Genomic DNA, 15,901 nt, shown 5'->3' with positions numbered 1-15,901 from the left:
TATCCTAAAGACCCAGGCTCCTGAAGCCAGACACCAAGTATTGATCTAGAATCTTTTTAAGGCGGACATTAAGAAACTTTCGAACAATTATCACAATTTTCGCAAGAATGAAATGTTGCATCGAAATATTCGTATAAAAATTCTCTTCTGCATTTTTCGGACTTTAAATACATAAGCATCCGATACAATCGATTCAAACTCGCCTTCTTTCGTTCTTCCAAAACTTTCGGATCCGTTAAAACTTCGGGCAATTTTCCTCGCAAAACGAGAGACCTTCTTTCCAAATCTCCGGAGGTAACTCCATGTCTTTCGAAAAGATTTAACACCGTCTGTAGACGATGATCTCCTCGATTCTTATGCACCAACATGGATTGTAATTCCTCATAATCGAGAGAGGATAATTTTTCTCCAACAGTCTTAAAAACCTGATACGCACGACTGATAAAATTTCCATCCGGATTCTGCCATTCGATAAAATCCATAAGTACGGTTAGATCGTCCTGATTATAAAACAAAATACAATTCGAAGGTTTCCCATCCCTTCCTGCTCTTCCTATTTCTTGGTAATAGGATTCTAAAGAAGAAGGTAATTCTGCATGAATGATCGTCCTAATATTTGCCTTATCCACTCCCATTCCGAACGCATTCGTGGCCAAAAGCAAAGTATCTTTCGAATTTAGAAAGTCGTTTTGTATTTTTCTTCTTTTGTCGGAAGACAGTAGCCCGTGATAAACTCTATACCGGATCTTTTCTATGTCCAATGTTTGGGAAAAACTTTCTATATTTTTGATCAGATTAAAGTATACGATAGTATTTCCTTTCAGATCTTTTAGATAAGAGATAAGTTCCTTTGCTTTAGAGGAGGAATCTACAAAAGTCCTAACTTCCAGATGAAGATTCGGTCTAGAAATCCCTTCATTGTAGATCTGAACTTCCGATTCAGATAATCCGATCTGTTTGATAATGTCTTTTTGGATCTCTTTCGTAGCAGTGGCAGTTAAAGAGATGATCCTAGGATAATTTAAGATCTTTCTAAATTCCGAAATTTTAGTGTAGTCCGGTCGAAAGTCGTGCCCCCATTGACTGATACAATGAGCCTCATCCACAACCAGCAAGGAAACTTTTCTAGTTTTAAAAATTTCCAAAAAGGAAGACTTACGAAATCTTTCCGGAGAAACATAAAGAATTTTGTATTTTCCGTTCTTTAGATTTTCATAACGAAGATTACGTTCTTCTTTGGCAAGCGCGGAATTTACAAATTCAGCATCTATCCCCAAAGATTTCAACTTATCTACTTGATCCTGCATGAGAGCGATCAATGGAGAAATAACCACCGTCAATTCTTCTAAGGCTAATGCAGGCAATTGGTAACATAGGGATTTACCCATACCGGTCGGCATGATAACTAAGCAGTTTTTGCCTTCTAAAACGTCTCCGATGATTTTTTCTTGAGAAGATCTGAATTCGGAGATTCCGAACTTCTTCTTTAATTCTTGTAGATCTGACATTCGGACAGTTTCCTTTCTGGATCAGATCCGATTTTTGCCAATCCGGTTTTTAAATAAAAAAAGTCGTAGAACTTTCACTGAAGGAGCCACTATAGTAACTAACTTGATTTAAGTTTGGATCCTCTCTTACAAAAATTCCGCGAGACTAACCTTGTATAGGGTCCAAGAACCTTTGTTTCCAACATCATCGCAAGCAAAGATACAGAAATTCAGACGGTATTCTGTAATAATCCCCTTTAGATTAAATTTGGAAAAAAATTATGAACGAGGAAGACTTCTCCGGATTTTTTTCCCCGTTTTGGACATAATTTCTTGTAGCGTCCCCTACAAAAGTTCTCATTCTTTGCCATTAAACTTTTCACCAAGAGTACAAAAATGAATCTTTCAACATTTAGAAATCTTCTGATCGCTTTAGGCACTGTGTTCACCGCAGGTTTTCTGTATTTAGTGCTTCCACCTTTATCACAAAACTTCGATGTGATTGCTGCGTTTTTAGGAGGATTTGTAAATCCGTTCTCCAGCGCTTATGCTCTGGATATAATTTTTACCTGGCTCGTTCTCGCCGCTTGGATCGTATACGAAGCAAAAACAAAAGGGATCAAAAACGGTTGGATTGCGCTTCTACTCGGCGTAGTTCCTGGCGTAGCTGTTGGGGCAGCCTATTATATTTATCTAAGAGAGAAACAAAGTCGTAACTGATCTTAGTTTTACCTTTGTAGGAAATCCAACATTCGGTTTCTACTTGCCGGAAACCGACCAATCTCCATGGGCCTATAAAACCATTCTATCTTCCAAAATTGGTGTGGGCCGTTCAACTCGAGTTTTGTATTTTGGATAATCTTATAGTCTGTTCGAAAACTTAGGTTATTGATAAGTATTCGACCTAGGACATCAGGAGCCTGGACCTCTGGGACAGCCTCTTATAATTTATTGAACGGCCTGAAGGAATCGTATGAACTCCAACTCTCCCATTGTTTCCATCCAGAACCTCTCCAAATCCTATTCTAACGGATTCCAAGCCTTAAAGAACATAAACTTGGATATTGAAAAAGGAGAGATCATCGCTCTTTTAGGTCCGAATGGGGCCGGAAAAACCACTCTAATCTCAATCATCTGCGGAATAGTCAATCCAACCGCCGGTTCCGTTTCCGTGGGCGGTTACGATATCATCAAAGATTATAGAAAGACCAGATCCATGATCGGTCTTGTGCCGCAAGAACTGACAGTTCACGCGTTCGAATCCGTTTTGACTACGGTAAATTTTAGTAGAGGTCTATTCGGAAAATCACCTAACAAAGATTATATCGATGAACTTCTAAAGTCACTTTCACTTTTGGAAAAGAAAGATCAGACAATCATGACCTTATCCGGTGGAATGAAAAGAAGAGTTCTGATCGCAAAAGCATTATCTCATGAACCATCGGTCTTATTTTTGGATGAACCGACTGCGGGTGTCGATGTAGAACTCAGAAAAGATATGTGGAATGTAGTAAGAGCTCTCAGGGATAAAGGAGTTACCATCATTCTCACTACACATTATATAGAAGAAGCGGAAGAAATTGCAGACAGAGTCGGCATCATGAACAAGGGAGAATTGGTCCTTGTAGAGAAAAAAACGGAACTCATGCATAAGTTAGGAAAAAAACAGATCTTGTTGGATCTTGTTTCTCCTCTCCAAAGTTTGCCTAATAATTTTAACGGTTATGAACTGGAATTGAAGAACGAAGGAAAACAATTATTGTATACCTACGACGGCCAGGAAAAACAAACTGGGATCGCAAACTTCTTGGAACAATTAAAAAAATCCGGAATAGAATTCAGAGACCTAAATACAACCCAAAGCAGTTTGGAAGAAATTTTCGTACAATTAGTGAAGGAATCCAAATGAATCTGAACGCAATCAAAGCCATCTATTTTTTCGAAATGGCAAGAACAAGAAGGACTTTGATGCAAAGTATCGCATCACCGGTTCTTTCTACTTCTTTGTATTTTATCGTTTTCGGTTCTGCGATAGGATCCAGGATACAAGAAGTGAACGGAGTGTCTTACGGTTCCTTTATTGTTCCAGGACTTGTTATGCTTTCCCTATTGACTGAAAGTATTTCCAATGCTTCGTTTGGGATCTATTTCCCTAAGTTCACGGGAACTATTTACGAAATTTTATCAGCTCCTGTCTCTAGCATGGAAGCTGTGATCGGTTTTGTGGGAGCCGCTGCAACCAAGTCCTTGATTTTGGGCTCCATCATGCTTGCAACCGCTTCTTTGTTTGTGGAAATCAAGATCGCTCACCCGTTCTTAATGGTATTCTTCCTGATCCTGACCTGTGTCTCTTTCAGTTTATTTGGTTTTATCATAGGGATTTGGGCGGATAATTTCGAAAAACTGCAAGTGATCCCGATGCTCGTCATCACACCATTGGTCTTTCTTGGGGGAAGTTTCTACTCCGCAAATATGCTCCCTCCTTTTTGGCAAACAGTGACCCTATTTAATCCGATCCTTTATCTGGTCAGCGGTTTTCGATGGAGTTTTTATGAGATTGGAGACGTAAGTCTCGAGATCAGTCTGGCAATGATATTATTCTTCTTGGTTTCTTGCTTAGGAGTCGTTGCCTGGATGTTCAGGACGGGATATCACATTAAAAAATAATAAAGTATTTAGCCGAAGGTCATAAGACTCCTTCGGCTATAAGTTCCCACCTTCAAAACGACCTGAGTATTTTTTCAAAAGGTCTTTCACTTTTAAAACGGATTCATTGGACGGATTTAAACGTACCGCATCTTTTAGAATTGAATCCGCTCTTTCGAAATTTTTGACAGCAATATAGATCTCGGCAAGATTAGTCAGATTTTTGATATGAGAAGGTTCCCTCAAGCGAAGACGTTCGCCAAAATCTAAAGCTTTTCTGATCTGACCGGCCTTTCTTGCCGCAAAAGAAGCCACATACAAGATCTCGCTATCTATCGGATTCATCCTAAAATAATCTTCCGCATATCTGGCGGCCTTTTGGTAATCTTTCAACTTCAGAAAAAGTTTTATGAAGTTTTTCTTTACTTCGGGAACTCTACTGTCCAAGGATTCCGCTTCTTCCAAATAGCTAAGCGCTTCTTGGGTATCTTTATTTAAGAAAGTTTCTTTTGCATTCCTAAGCAATTCTTTGATCCTTTGCCTTTTTTCGTCCTGAAGAAAATGAGGTTGACCGTTCCCTATAAAAGACAATCGAATAAGAGAAAGGTCATCACTCAATTTACCGTTATTTAGAATAACATAATAGATCTCCTGAAGATCTCCTCTTGCCTTCTCTACGGAATTTAAGAATAACTTTTCGTCGTCGTTGATGATCCTATCTCCGTCCGAATCCGTACCTACGATGATATCGTCCCTACCGTCGGACCCTACAAAAAGACAATCCCCAGGCTCTAATTGGAATGTTTTGATAAAAATAGTGCCTTCCACTCCCGTTGTTCCTAATTTACGGAACATGAACTCGTTCTCGATAAAACTCGCTATCCCATCCCGATATAGCACTGTCCAAGGATGCTCTGCATTAATATAATATAATACTCCTAGTTCATCATCGACGAGGCCGATCACGGAAGAGACCAACATCGACCCGTCAAAACTTTCAAAAACCTTATGCAATTCTATAAAAGCGTTTTTCAACCATCTTTCCGGAGATTGTTTTTTGACCGTATCTACTACTCTTGTTCTTTCTATAATGGATTCGAAAACAGATCCGAGGACCAAAGCCCCTCCCGCCCCTTGCATCGACTTACCCATTGCGTCTCCATTCAAAAAGACGGTGTATGACCTGCCTTGCAATTCTATATGATTGGAAATATTTAGATCTCCCCCGATCTCATCTTCGTGCTTTCTAAAAGTGAATCGTTTCTTTTGTTTTAAAAGAAATTCCACTTTTACGTTCTCTTGACTCGCTTTATTCGAACCTAAAGGTTTGATCAAAAGAGAAGTTAAAAAATAATCAGCATCCTGTTGCTGCTTTAATTCCTGGACCTCGTTTAAAGTTTGCTCCAACTCTTTGGTCCTGTCTTTTACCTTCTCTTCAAGTTCGTTAGCATATTGCTCCAATCTTTTTCTGGCAGCTTGGATGGATCTTGCCATTCGATTAAAAGATCTGGCGATAAAACCTATCTCGTCCTCAACTCTTGGAACTAATCTATATTCCAAATTTCCGGAGTTTACCTCGGTCAATCCAACTACAACTTCTTCCATCGGATTTACGATTGCGTTATGAAAGAATAATCTGAAACCGAAACTAATCGTAACGATCATCACCAAAAGACAAATCACCATTACTAAAGAAGGAGAATGAAGATATTCTCTGAACGATCTATAAGTGAACCCTACTTCGTAGATTTTTTCGCTTTGAGGATGGGTCACTAAATATGCTAGATAGAATTCCGGGGTTTTTTCGTTTGCTTTGTTGAATTTTGCTCCTCTATACATCCTTTCCCCCACTTCTCTCAGAGAAGTTAATGGAAGAATAACGGAAGATCTCACCTCCAACTCGGACTTCCCGGAAGAAATATCCTTCTCAACTTTTATACGAACCTGCTCCAATACGGACTTTAGACCTATCTCTTCCGAATTAAAAAGTTTAGCCACCGCTGCCGGGTCGTTTTTAGAAGGTAGATTAGAGAATTTATTTTTTATAATATTCAGTTTTCGATTCAGAAATCGGAAGAAATCAATAAGATCAGCGTCTGAGACCTTTGCTTCTCCTTTTGATTCGTAAAAATTCTTTATCCCTTCCGAATAGGCGTAAAATTCCTTCGGAGAATCCGAAAGGATCGTTTTGGACCTTTCCCATCTTTCTTTTGCGCTCAATGTTCCCATACTAGTAAGTTTGCGAGTCACATTAAAAAATTTGATCTCTAAACGATCTTCAGAATCGAACCTGGGGTCCTTCTCTCCTTTTTCCAAAACGAACTCATTCGAATCCGGATCAAAAGAAAGAAGGTAAGCAAATCCCTCCGGTCTTTTTCCCTGGAAAGCCGCAAGTTCCGATGCCTGTCCCTTTAACGTATCAAAGGAAGTATCATAACCGTTTAATATTGCATAACCTACCAATTGGAATGCCAAAAGAAAAGTAGCCATGGTAACAGCCACTATCTTACTTAGAATGGTAGTCCTTTCCTTGGTCGCATTTGCATAAATGATCAGTACCAGAAAAAGGCCGACCACAAGCGCTATATCCGTAGTATGTTGGAATACCTTTCTAGAGATGGAACCGTCTCTGCTCATCACATTCAAGATACCGGGAATGATCGTGATCGTAGAGTAAGCGATCGCGATATAGATAATCCACCTTCTTTCTTTTCCCTTTTCTACGATTGCCCTCCAAGTAGCGGATGCCAAAAATGAAAAGTTATATATCAAAATTATAATGGAGAAAATTTTATAGAACTTATGAGATTCAAAGTCCCAATAATTACTCCCTATATTAAAACGATGGTCCGACTGTAACGTTATCGCGATAAATGTAGCCGTTACTATAGCAAGTCCCGCATACAAAATGGAATAAACCGTCAAACCGAACTTAACGTTCCTGGGATTCGGAAAATAAAAGAAAAAGATGAAACACTGGATGAATCCCATCATAGGAGAAGGGATCGCCAACCAACGATGCACGATAGTCCACTGATCGAAAGAAATGAATGCAATAATATAAGCTAAATGGAATAGAGTCATAGCCAAAGTGGAAAGACCCAAGTGGAACGCAGCCTTACTTCTATCCTTGATACTTAGAAAGAAGAAGGTAACATAGATGGAAAAAAGACAGGCTAATAGAGAACCAAAAAAGTAAAAATTAAAATAGAACTGATCCATATCGGCAGCATAAAAAGGATCTCAAAACCCGCTTCCGTCAAGAAGATTGTTTGTAGATTAGAACCGGTTATAGGAGAAGCAGCGATTAGAACGATTCCATTCGAAGATCCGACTACGCTCCCAGTCTCTCCTGCTCGGAATTTCTAGGAGAAAGACCGTAGATCCTTTTGTATGCTTTGGAAAAAGCGAACGCAGAGGAATAACCGACTGTCCTTGCGATCTCTTCCAAGGTAAAATTCTCCATCGCCATCAAAGTTTTTCCTTTATCCATTCTTAATTTTGCCAAATAATCCATGGGAGTACATCCCAAAACTTCTCTGAATCGATTAGCGATAGAAGCTCTGGAAACTCCTACTGCTCTGGATAATTTTTCCAAGGTCCAAGGATATGAAATTTTTCTATGCAATGCCTCTAACGCACTCAAGATCTTTTCATCCTTAAAAGCGTTTCTCCAACCGGGAGAAGAAGAAGGATGGATCTCCAGCCAGTGTCGAATTACGTAATACAAAAGAATATCAGTCAATCTTTGCAGTATTAGATCGGAACCGATTCCCGAATCCAATTCCTGAGATATCAACACTTGGGTGGTGTTTAAGGGATGGTGCGCCAAAACATCGGATGACTTCACTAATATATAATCCGGAAGTTCTAAGAAGAACGGATGCTGTATCGCATCAGGTACCTCGTAACGAACGGATACGAACGTAGTTAAAGGAAGTTTTTCGGACCTTTTTTGTTTTTCGGACATATCCCTGAATTTAGCAATGTCAACGACCTTATCATTCGGAGAATATACCAACTCGTGGTCCAAACCTTTCGCGACGAAAAGAATATCTCCCTTTTCTAAATGGATCAGTTTTCCCTTGATCCTTCCGTAACAGGAGCCTTGAGAAAGGATATGAAATCCACCGCTCCTTTCACAAGGAAAACGAAATCCCCAAGGTTTATATAGAGAAGTTCTGGCGAGTAGATCCGCCTTCCAACCTGCGTTCGTTAATATTTCGGAAAGAATATCCATACTTTAAGAATAAGCCATAATATCCAAAAGTCGATTCCTTTATACTCTTGGATATGTTTTTTAGATCCTGGGACATAGCCAAATTTCAGGACATCTTGTATCATCAAAAGTTACAGGAGAATAAATCAAATGAAAATTTTCGTTTATGGAGGATCCGGACAGATCTCCAGTTCCGTAATCTCTAAACTATTGGATCTAGGACATGAAGTATATGCAGGAACTAGAGATCCGGGTGCAGGCAAAAAAATTCCGGGACTACATTGGGTATTTGCAGATGCCACTCAGCCGACAAAAGGTACTGAAGTTTTGGAAAAAGTAGAAAGAGCCTTCTTCATTTCCCCGCCGGGATATACAGATCAGTATTCGGTGTTAAGTCCTTGGTTCGAAAAAGCGAGAGCCTCTTCCTTGAAAAAAGTCGTCTTGATGAGCGCCATGGGAGTAGACTTTGCTCCTCCCGAAGCTCCATTTAGAAAATTAGAGATCAGTTTGGAAAACTCCGGAATTCCTTATACAATTTTAAGACCGAATTGGTTCATGCAGAACTTCCAAACATATTGGCTTTCCGGAATATTAAAAGATAGGAAGATATTCTTTCCTGCAGGAAACGCAAAAACAAGCTTTATACACTCAGATGATATATCCTCTTCCGTAGTCTCCGTACTTTTGAATGATCAGTTCAATGGAAAAGGAATCACGTTGACCGGAAAAGAGGCGCTCACACACGAAGAGGTTGCAGAAAAGATCTCCAAACATACTGGCCTAAAGGTGAGTTACACTGATATCAGCCCGGAGACGTTTAAAACAAATCTTTTGCAAGCAGGTGTACCGGAAGATTATGCAAGTTTTATGGTATTCATCGCAGGAGCATTGAGAGAAGGCCACTCCTCTCCCATCCTGAATACTGTTCGGGAACTCACAGGAAAAGACCCGATCACATTTGATGAATATGCGGAACAAAACAAAAAGGTTTGGATGAACTAAAACCGACTCTCTTGTTCGACCTTAATGGACCTTTCGGATCGATTAAGGTCGAGCGATTGTAATATGCCGGAGAAATCACCTAATCATAAAAAGCTGAAAGAAGAAAATAGCACGAAAGTTTTAGTGCATATCGCAATTTAACACAAATTCTGAAACAAATTTGAAATGATTTTCTAATATCCTTTCTTTTTACCTCTTCCCAATATTTTTGTCGATCAAACGCTCGATAAAAATCCCAAATAACGACTTCATATTCTGCTATTTGGCATGTATTCGAGAATCCTCTTGACATTTAGTCATTTATGCAAAATCTAACAAGTCCGATATGGAAGCCTCCATTCTTTTCTCCCACCATGCAAGCGGAGTTTTCTCCTTATTCCTTCTAACCTTCGTCCTAAGCGGTTTCTTGGTATTCAAGAAGAACAGGACTTTACCTACATATTATTTAATTATAATGTATATTGGATATGGGACTATGTTCCTGGGTTACTTCCTCTCCTACTCAATATTTAACCCATTAGCCGCATATCATAGATATCTTACAGTCTTTGTAATCTTCGGGATTGTAGGATTCATAGGTTTCTGTTATCATTTTCCAAGAAATATCTATCCGAAAGAGTCCAAAATAGTCATTCCATTATCCTTAGTGATCGCATTGGCCGCTTGGATCCACTTCATTGTTAAAACTGCAGGAATGGAAAAGATATATCTATTCTCAGCCCATCATTATAGTTTTGATTACGGAAAAGAAGCCAGTTTTGCGATCCTTTTGTGTTTCATCATCAGCACAGTCATCCTGATCCGAAAGACGCTCCATTTTTCTCGCTATACCGGAATATTCCAAAAATGGAATACTTCATCCAGCTCTTTAGCTTTCCCTATTCGTATATTTGTTAAAACCCTGCTTTTTCTACCTCTAAATATCATGAGAATCGTTCTTCCTGCAAGAAAGGAAGGAATTGCTTTAAGAGCGTTTTTACTTACCGTGATTTTGAATATTTTAAATGCGTATAATAACGTATTAAACAAGTCAGGCGTTCTCTCTTACGACACGTATGCGATCACATACTTTATTCTATCGGTAGTCACGATATTCTTCATACAAAGTGCATATCTGAATCATTCCCCTGAGCCTACCAGCTTCATGGGTAAGATCCTTTCCAGTGCGGTAGTTACAGTTGTTTTAGCATTAGGCGCAATCAGTTATATTACTTTATTCTCCACAGATAGGTCCATCGAGAAAGAAGACCTAGTGGAAATGAATTCGGTCAAAACGGAGATCCGAAACGGGGATACGAATTTCCCCCCGAACGTAAGATATGTTTTATCCCGTCCCGTCGGGCCGGGAATATTCGATCATAAATATGAGATTATCTTTTCAAAAGACGGTCTGAATCAATCCATCTTAAAAGAAGGAGAAAAATATTATAAAAATCAACAGCTCAAAGAAGCTATAGAAAAGAACAAAAAACTCCATAAAGGAAAATCCGAATCCGAACTGGAAACGATCACTCTAAAGGAAATGAAAGAGACAAATCTTCCCTTAGGTTCGAGGCTTTATAGAGTCGCAGGAGATTTTTATATCCATTATGATTTTTTGATAGGGCAAACAAGGTACGAAGTCGGGTTCGCTTATGTAGAATTCAGACAAGTGATCCATGATGTGGCTCGCTGGTTAATCTTGATTATTCTAGGTACTACCATCTTTATATTGATCGCTTTTCCCATCTTGCTAAGAGTAAGCTTGATCCATCCTCTTAATAACCTATTATCCGGGGTGGAGAAGGTTAATCACGGAGATCTAAACGTAAACGTTCCGATCAAGGCAATGGACGAGATCGGTTTCCTATCTTTATCTTTCAACTCAATGGTAGATTCTATCCGAGGCGCAAGAGAGCAATTGCAGGAACATGCGGACCATCTGGAAGAAAAAGTAGAAGAACGAACGAAAGAAGTTCAAGAAAAAATGGAAGAAGTCCAAAGATTAAAAATCCAACAGGATGGGGATTATTTCCTAACTTCTCTACTTGCAAAACCTTTGTTCTACAATGCGAACAAATCTTCTAAAGTAAACACCAGCTTTCTTATCAGACAAAAGAAATATTTCGAATTTCGTAATAAGCAGGGAGAACTCGGAGGAGATATCTGCTTAACTGGAAATTTAAGACTAGGAACTCCCGATAATTACAAAAAATTCACCATGGCGATGAATGGCGATGCTATGGGAAAATCCATGCAAGGAGCAGGAGGCTCCCTGGTTATGGGAGTCGTAATGAACTCGATCATGGCAAGATCCGCCGCTAACAAAAGAGTTCTAGCAAAAACGCCGGAAGAATGGCTGACCGAGACCTATATGGAAATACATTCCGTATTCAAAAGTTTTGACGGAACCATGGTCATCTCTGCGACTGTAGCATTGATCGATGACGAGACCGGGGAAATGTTCTATTGGAATGCAGAGCACCCATTTTCGGTATTGTATAGGGACGGAAAGGCCTCCTTTATAGAGGACACATTAGAACTTCGTAAATTAGGATTGGATTCAGAATTCGAATTTAAGGTGAAAAAATTCCAACTTCATCCTGGAGATCTGATCATTCTAGCCTCCGACGGAAGAGACGATCTTTTGTTATCCATAAACAATGGCAAAAGGATCATCAACGAAGATGAAAACGTATTTTTAGATGTTGTCGAAAGATCTCATGGAGATATCAAATCCATTGAGAACAATATCAGAAATATAGGAGAAGTAATAGATGATCTCTCTATCCTAAGGATCGGATTTCAGGAAGTGAACGCACCTGTGATTGAACAGAGAGAAGATCGAAATGACTTCGCAGATAAGGTAGTTCTACAAAATCTTTACAAAGAAGGAAAAGAATTGTATCGAAATGGAGAAGCGCAAAAAGCGATCTCCATACTTCTGGATGCGTATGCGACAGACAATAATAACCAAAAATTGAACAAGCTACTCGGATTGATTAGTTTTAAAGAAAAGGATTATCCGTTAGCGGTTAAAGTACTGAGTAAGTATCTAAGCCAAGACCCGGATACTGCAGAACTTTGGTATTATCTATCCATTGCAGAAAAACGTATCGGTAACTTAGCGCAATCTTTGGAAGCGGCGATGATGGTAAATCGAATGCAACCCATGAATGTACAAAACCTTGTACATCTTTCCGATCTAAATCGACTTTTAGGAAATAGAGAAGAGGCCATCGGTTTCACAAAGTCCGCCGAAGAGATAGATCCGGAGAATAAGAATATTCGGAAGTTGAAAAAACTTTTAGAAATGGAATCCTAAATACTCCCGTTTTCAATGACACATTCTTTTATAAAAGCCGGAATCTATTGAAGTGAGAATATTCAATTGCACTGATCATTTTTATACCCGCAACTTCTGTGGAAGCCCTCACGCTTCCACCTTTAATAAAAACATACATATCCCTATAGAATATGGAAGAAGAACAAGAAGGCCTTCTTTCGATTTATCTCGAAAAAAAGTTATTAACTTCCAAAAATTTTCCCCCTGACCTAAAGATCAGGAAAAGAATTACATTAAATATCTCTTGCCTAAATTATCTCTCTTCTCCGTGTCCGCGCCATTGGAGATTAGAAGTTCCGAGATCTCTGAAAGCCCGTCATAACTATAAGAAATATGTAATGGAGTCACACCTCTCGGATCGGAAACGTTAGGATCTGCACCATGTTCCAATAAGATCTGAACAGGTTTTACTTTACCGTTTTCCACAGCTTTATGAATCGGAAAGATCCCATTCCCATCCGGAAGGTTCGGGTCAAGACCTGCATTCAACAAGGTTTCCAGATAAAACGGATCTTGGATCTCAGAAGCGCAAAAGCCGAGAAGCCCCTTTGTACATTCTTTCAATTCACCTTTATCAGGGATCAGATCTAAGATTTTTCTGAAACCTTGTTTGTCTCCGTTTTGGATCTTAGAAAATAGTTCTTTTCCTCTTTGTATCGTCTTTCGATTTTCAATCCAGTTTTTAATCCAATCTAGCATACTAATTTCCGTTCTATATTTGAAAGATAGACTGTTCAGATCCGGATTTTGATCTTATCTTTACGGAGAATCCAAAAAATCTTGGACCAAAGCGGAGGTTAATTCGGGGTATCGATCTTTTCCTTGAGACATGATCGCCTCTCCCAGATAATCTCCGTGTCCACCAGGTAAGACCAACAGCCTGGCCTTAGGGATCATTCGAACCATCTCAACAGCATGCTCCAGCTTTGGAACATCTCTGTCCCCAAGTAGGATCAAAGTTGGAATTCCTACAGTTCTAACATCTTTATCGCTAAGATCTTTGAAGTTGCGCATTCTAGCAGCATCTTTCTCATACATAGTATACAATTTTTTAGGATCAGGATTTACTTTCAGAAAAGCATCTTTTAATGCTTGAGGCATATTTTCAAAAGTAGCGTTCTTCATAAAATTCCAAAACATTGGATAGGCCCCTTCTCTCTTTGTGATAGAAGAAGCGAATACAAGTTTACGCACTAATTTCGGATGTCGGATCACGACATTTAAAGCAACGCTTGCACCATTACTAAAACCGAAAATATCAGCTTGTTCCACTTTTAGAAATTTCAAAAGAGCAACTACATCTTCTGCAGAAGTTTCGAAACTAACAGGCGCATTTCTGTCACTCGTTCTTCCATGCCCCTGTTCATCCAGAGCGATCACCTTACGATTTTGTGCAAGAAGGGGAAGAATCCGACTATAAGTCACTTCTATCGTAGAGCCTCCACCATTCAGTAGAACAAGTGGAATACCATCTTTTTTGCCGTGAATCTCATAATACATCTGGATATCTCTAATAGGAGCGAGTCCTTTTTCAATAGGTTCAGATGTGATGTCAGGAAGTGTTTCGCGGAGTTGAAAAGATTGTCCGGTGGAACAACAATTCCCAATCGTAAATAGTATAAAAATAGAATATACTGATATAAAAAATTTCATCTTAATTCTCCTTATTTGACCTTTTCGAGATAATCGCTTAATCTTATCAAAAGGGCCAAGGTGCCTTCCTTTCTGGATGCAACACCTTCTCTACCGATCGTTTGGTCCAAAAATGCAACCTGTTCGGTAAATATTAATTTTGTGTTGGAAGAGTCTACTTTTTCGATTTCTACGGAAGCAATGGATACTGAGTGTATCTTTCCGCTTAAGATCATATCGTAAACGAAAACGATCCTTCGATTTTCAATAAGATCGGAAAATCTGGCTTTATATAAGGTCTCTTTTCCATTAGGAAATCGACCATGCAATATTTCTTCTCCGCCAATTCGGAAGTCCAATTTCCTTTGTACTACCGACCAATCTCCAGGACCTATGAACCAGTTCGCCTTAACTTCTGCATTACTCCATGCAGAATACACGGATTCCGGATCTGATTGATATATCCTTTCTATGCTAAAAATTTCGTGAGCGACTTTCAGTGTTTCCATAGTTACTTCTTTCCTTTTTCCGATCTTTCTAAAAATTCTCCCAATCGATCCAAATTCCTTTCCCAGAATTTTCTGCGTTGCTGGACCCAGCTTTCGATCAGTTCCAATGAGTTCATCTCCACCTTGCAAGAACGAACACGACCTATCTTCTGGGTCTTGATTAAGCCGCTTTCTTCCAAAATTTGTATATGTTGGACTACCGCAGCCATGCTCATATCCAGAGGACCGGCGAGCTCACTTACTGAAGCGGATTTTTTACTCAGTCTTTCTACGATATCGCGCCGAGTCGGATCCGACAAAGCATAGAAGATCCTGTCCAGGGAAGAATTGTTAAGCATTTACTTAAGTATAATCGAGGGCAATAAATAGTCAAGCGTTTACTTAAGTATTATTCCGCGAATTCGGACTCCTCTCGAAAAGGAACGGGGGATATTCTGAAGAATTGATCCGGTTTAGCACAGAGCGTAAATTACCGTATAACTACTTATTTACGTAACAGAATTCGTATTAGTACGAATACCACTCTTCAGGAAGATCTGATATTATTGTCTCATTTCTTTTGGGAACATGCGTATGATTTCTTCTATTCGAAAAACAAAAATTCTATATTCTATTTTCGTTATATCCCTTCTCTCCTGCTCGGAAGGAGGAGGAAATAACTCTCTTGGCTTACTCGCATTATTAGGTGGGACTCAGAGTATTTCTCAAGCCACATGGACTTGGATCAGCGGAAGATCTTCCGATACAGTAGGCGGCGGTTATGGTATAGGTGTCTATGGCACAAAAGGAATCACAGACCCAGCAAATTTTCCCGGTGGACGCCAGGACGCAATGCAATGGACAGATTCCTCCAATCAATTGTGGTTATTCGGCGGTACGGGAAGGGATCCAGGGACAGGTTTCGGACGATTGAACGATCTTTGGAAATTCGATGGGACTAATTGGACTTGGGTAAAAGGATCCAACACAGTCAATGCAAACGGTATCTATGGAACGAAAGGTGTTACCGATCCTACAAATACTCCAGGAGCCAGAATGGGCGGCACTACTTGGGTAGACTCCTCTGGAAATCTTTGGCTTT

Annotated in this window: 13 protein-coding genes (1 of these 13 cut by a window edge); 6 read left to right on the top strand and 7 right to left on the bottom strand. The window is 39.5% G+C overall.

Annotation, left to right across the window (positions count from 1 at the left end; translation table 11 throughout):
• Window positions 1-68: 68 nt before the first annotated feature.
• A complete protein-coding gene (locus tag LEP1GSC185_RS08120) occupies window positions 69-1,508 on the bottom strand; it encodes a RecQ family ATP-dependent DNA helicase (RefSeq protein WP_008589333.1) in 1,440 nt (479 codons plus the stop codon).
• Between the two features lie 375 nt (window positions 1,509-1,883).
• Here LEP1GSC185_RS08120 and LEP1GSC185_RS08115 point away from each other — a divergent pair, with 375 nt between their 5' ends.
• The 3 genes from LEP1GSC185_RS08115 (at window position 1,884) to LEP1GSC185_RS08105 (ending at window position 4,154) form a co-directional block, all read left to right on the top strand.
• Window positions 1,884-2,207, top strand: coding sequence for a DUF2834 domain-containing protein (locus tag LEP1GSC185_RS08115; protein ID WP_008589322.1), 324 nt, complete (start codon window positions 1,884-1,886; stop codon window positions 2,205-2,207).
• Between the two features lie 253 nt (window positions 2,208-2,460).
• The gene (locus tag LEP1GSC185_RS08110) at window positions 2,461-3,396 is read left to right on the top strand and encodes an ABC transporter ATP-binding protein (protein WP_008589301.1); all 936 of its coding nucleotides are present in this window, start codon (window positions 2,461-2,463) and stop codon (window positions 3,394-3,396) included.
• Entirely contained in the window at window positions 3,393-4,154 is a 762-nt protein-coding gene (locus LEP1GSC185_RS08105; RefSeq protein ID WP_008589309.1) for an ABC transporter permease, read from the top strand. Before LEP1GSC185_RS08110 ends, LEP1GSC185_RS08105 begins: the two co-directional genes overlap by 4 nt.
• 36 nt (window positions 4,155-4,190) lie before the next feature.
• Here LEP1GSC185_RS08105 and LEP1GSC185_RS08100 read toward each other — a convergent pair whose 3' ends face one another.
• Window positions 4,191-7,355: a SpoIIE family protein phosphatase gene (locus LEP1GSC185_RS08100; protein WP_008589286.1), complete on the bottom strand. Its 3,165-nt coding sequence runs from the start codon at window positions 7,353-7,355 to the stop codon at window positions 4,191-4,193.
• A gap of 112 nt (window positions 7,356-7,467) precedes the next feature.
• Window positions 7,468-8,373: an AraC family transcriptional regulator gene (locus LEP1GSC185_RS08095; protein WP_008589311.1), complete on the bottom strand. Its 906-nt coding sequence runs from the start codon at window positions 8,371-8,373 to the stop codon at window positions 7,468-7,470.
• A gap of 129 nt (window positions 8,374-8,502) precedes the next feature.
• Between LEP1GSC185_RS08095 and LEP1GSC185_RS08090 the strand changes: the two genes are divergently transcribed.
• Window positions 8,503-9,354, top strand: a complete 852-nt coding sequence (locus LEP1GSC185_RS08090) for an NmrA family NAD(P)-binding protein (RefSeq protein ID WP_008589329.1) — start codon at window positions 8,503-8,505, stop codon at window positions 9,352-9,354.
• 325 nt (window positions 9,355-9,679) lie between these two features.
• Complete coding sequence (locus LEP1GSC185_RS08085; RefSeq protein ID WP_008589283.1) at window positions 9,680-12,658, top strand: SpoIIE family protein phosphatase; 2,979 nt, start codon at window positions 9,680-9,682, stop codon at window positions 12,656-12,658.
• A gap of 249 nt (window positions 12,659-12,907) precedes the next feature.
• Here LEP1GSC185_RS08085 and LEP1GSC185_RS08080 read toward each other — a convergent pair whose 3' ends face one another.
• From LEP1GSC185_RS08080 to LEP1GSC185_RS08065, 4 genes are read right to left on the bottom strand one after another with little or no spacing between them, the layout of a single operon-like run.
• A complete protein-coding gene (locus LEP1GSC185_RS08080; RefSeq protein WP_008589292.1) occupies window positions 12,908-13,378 on the bottom strand; it encodes an ankyrin repeat domain-containing protein in 471 nt (156 codons plus the stop codon).
• 60 nt (window positions 13,379-13,438) lie between these two features.
• Window positions 13,439-14,332 (bottom strand): alpha/beta fold hydrolase, encoded by an 894-nt coding sequence (locus tag LEP1GSC185_RS08075; protein ID WP_008589336.1) that lies wholly within the window; start codon window positions 14,330-14,332, stop codon window positions 13,439-13,441.
• A gap of 11 nt (window positions 14,333-14,343) precedes the next feature.
• Window positions 14,344-14,820 (bottom strand): SRPBCC domain-containing protein, encoded by a 477-nt coding sequence (locus LEP1GSC185_RS08070; protein WP_008589293.1) that lies wholly within the window; start codon window positions 14,818-14,820, stop codon window positions 14,344-14,346.
• A gap of 2 nt (window positions 14,821-14,822) precedes the next feature.
• A complete protein-coding gene (locus LEP1GSC185_RS08065) occupies window positions 14,823-15,158 on the bottom strand; it encodes an ArsR/SmtB family transcription factor (RefSeq protein WP_008589324.1) in 336 nt (111 codons plus the stop codon).
• A gap of 235 nt (window positions 15,159-15,393) precedes the next feature.
• Between LEP1GSC185_RS08065 and LEP1GSC185_RS08060 the strand changes: the two genes are divergently transcribed.
• On the top strand, window positions 15,394-15,901 hold the 5' portion of the coding sequence (locus LEP1GSC185_RS08060; protein ID WP_008589298.1) for a Kelch repeat-containing protein. The gene runs 914 nt beyond the window's last position; the window shows 508 of its 1,422 coding nt (coding positions 1-508); it begins with the start codon at window positions 15,394-15,396; the stop codon falls past the right edge of the window.

The organism is Leptospira licerasiae serovar Varillal str. VAR 010, assembly GCF_000244755.1.
Lineage (GTDB): Bacteria > Spirochaetota > Leptospiria > Leptospirales > Leptospiraceae > Leptospira_B > Leptospira_B licerasiae.
The sequence above is the reverse complement of the archived record's forward strand: the minus strand, read 5'-3'. Positions and strand labels throughout refer to the sequence as shown.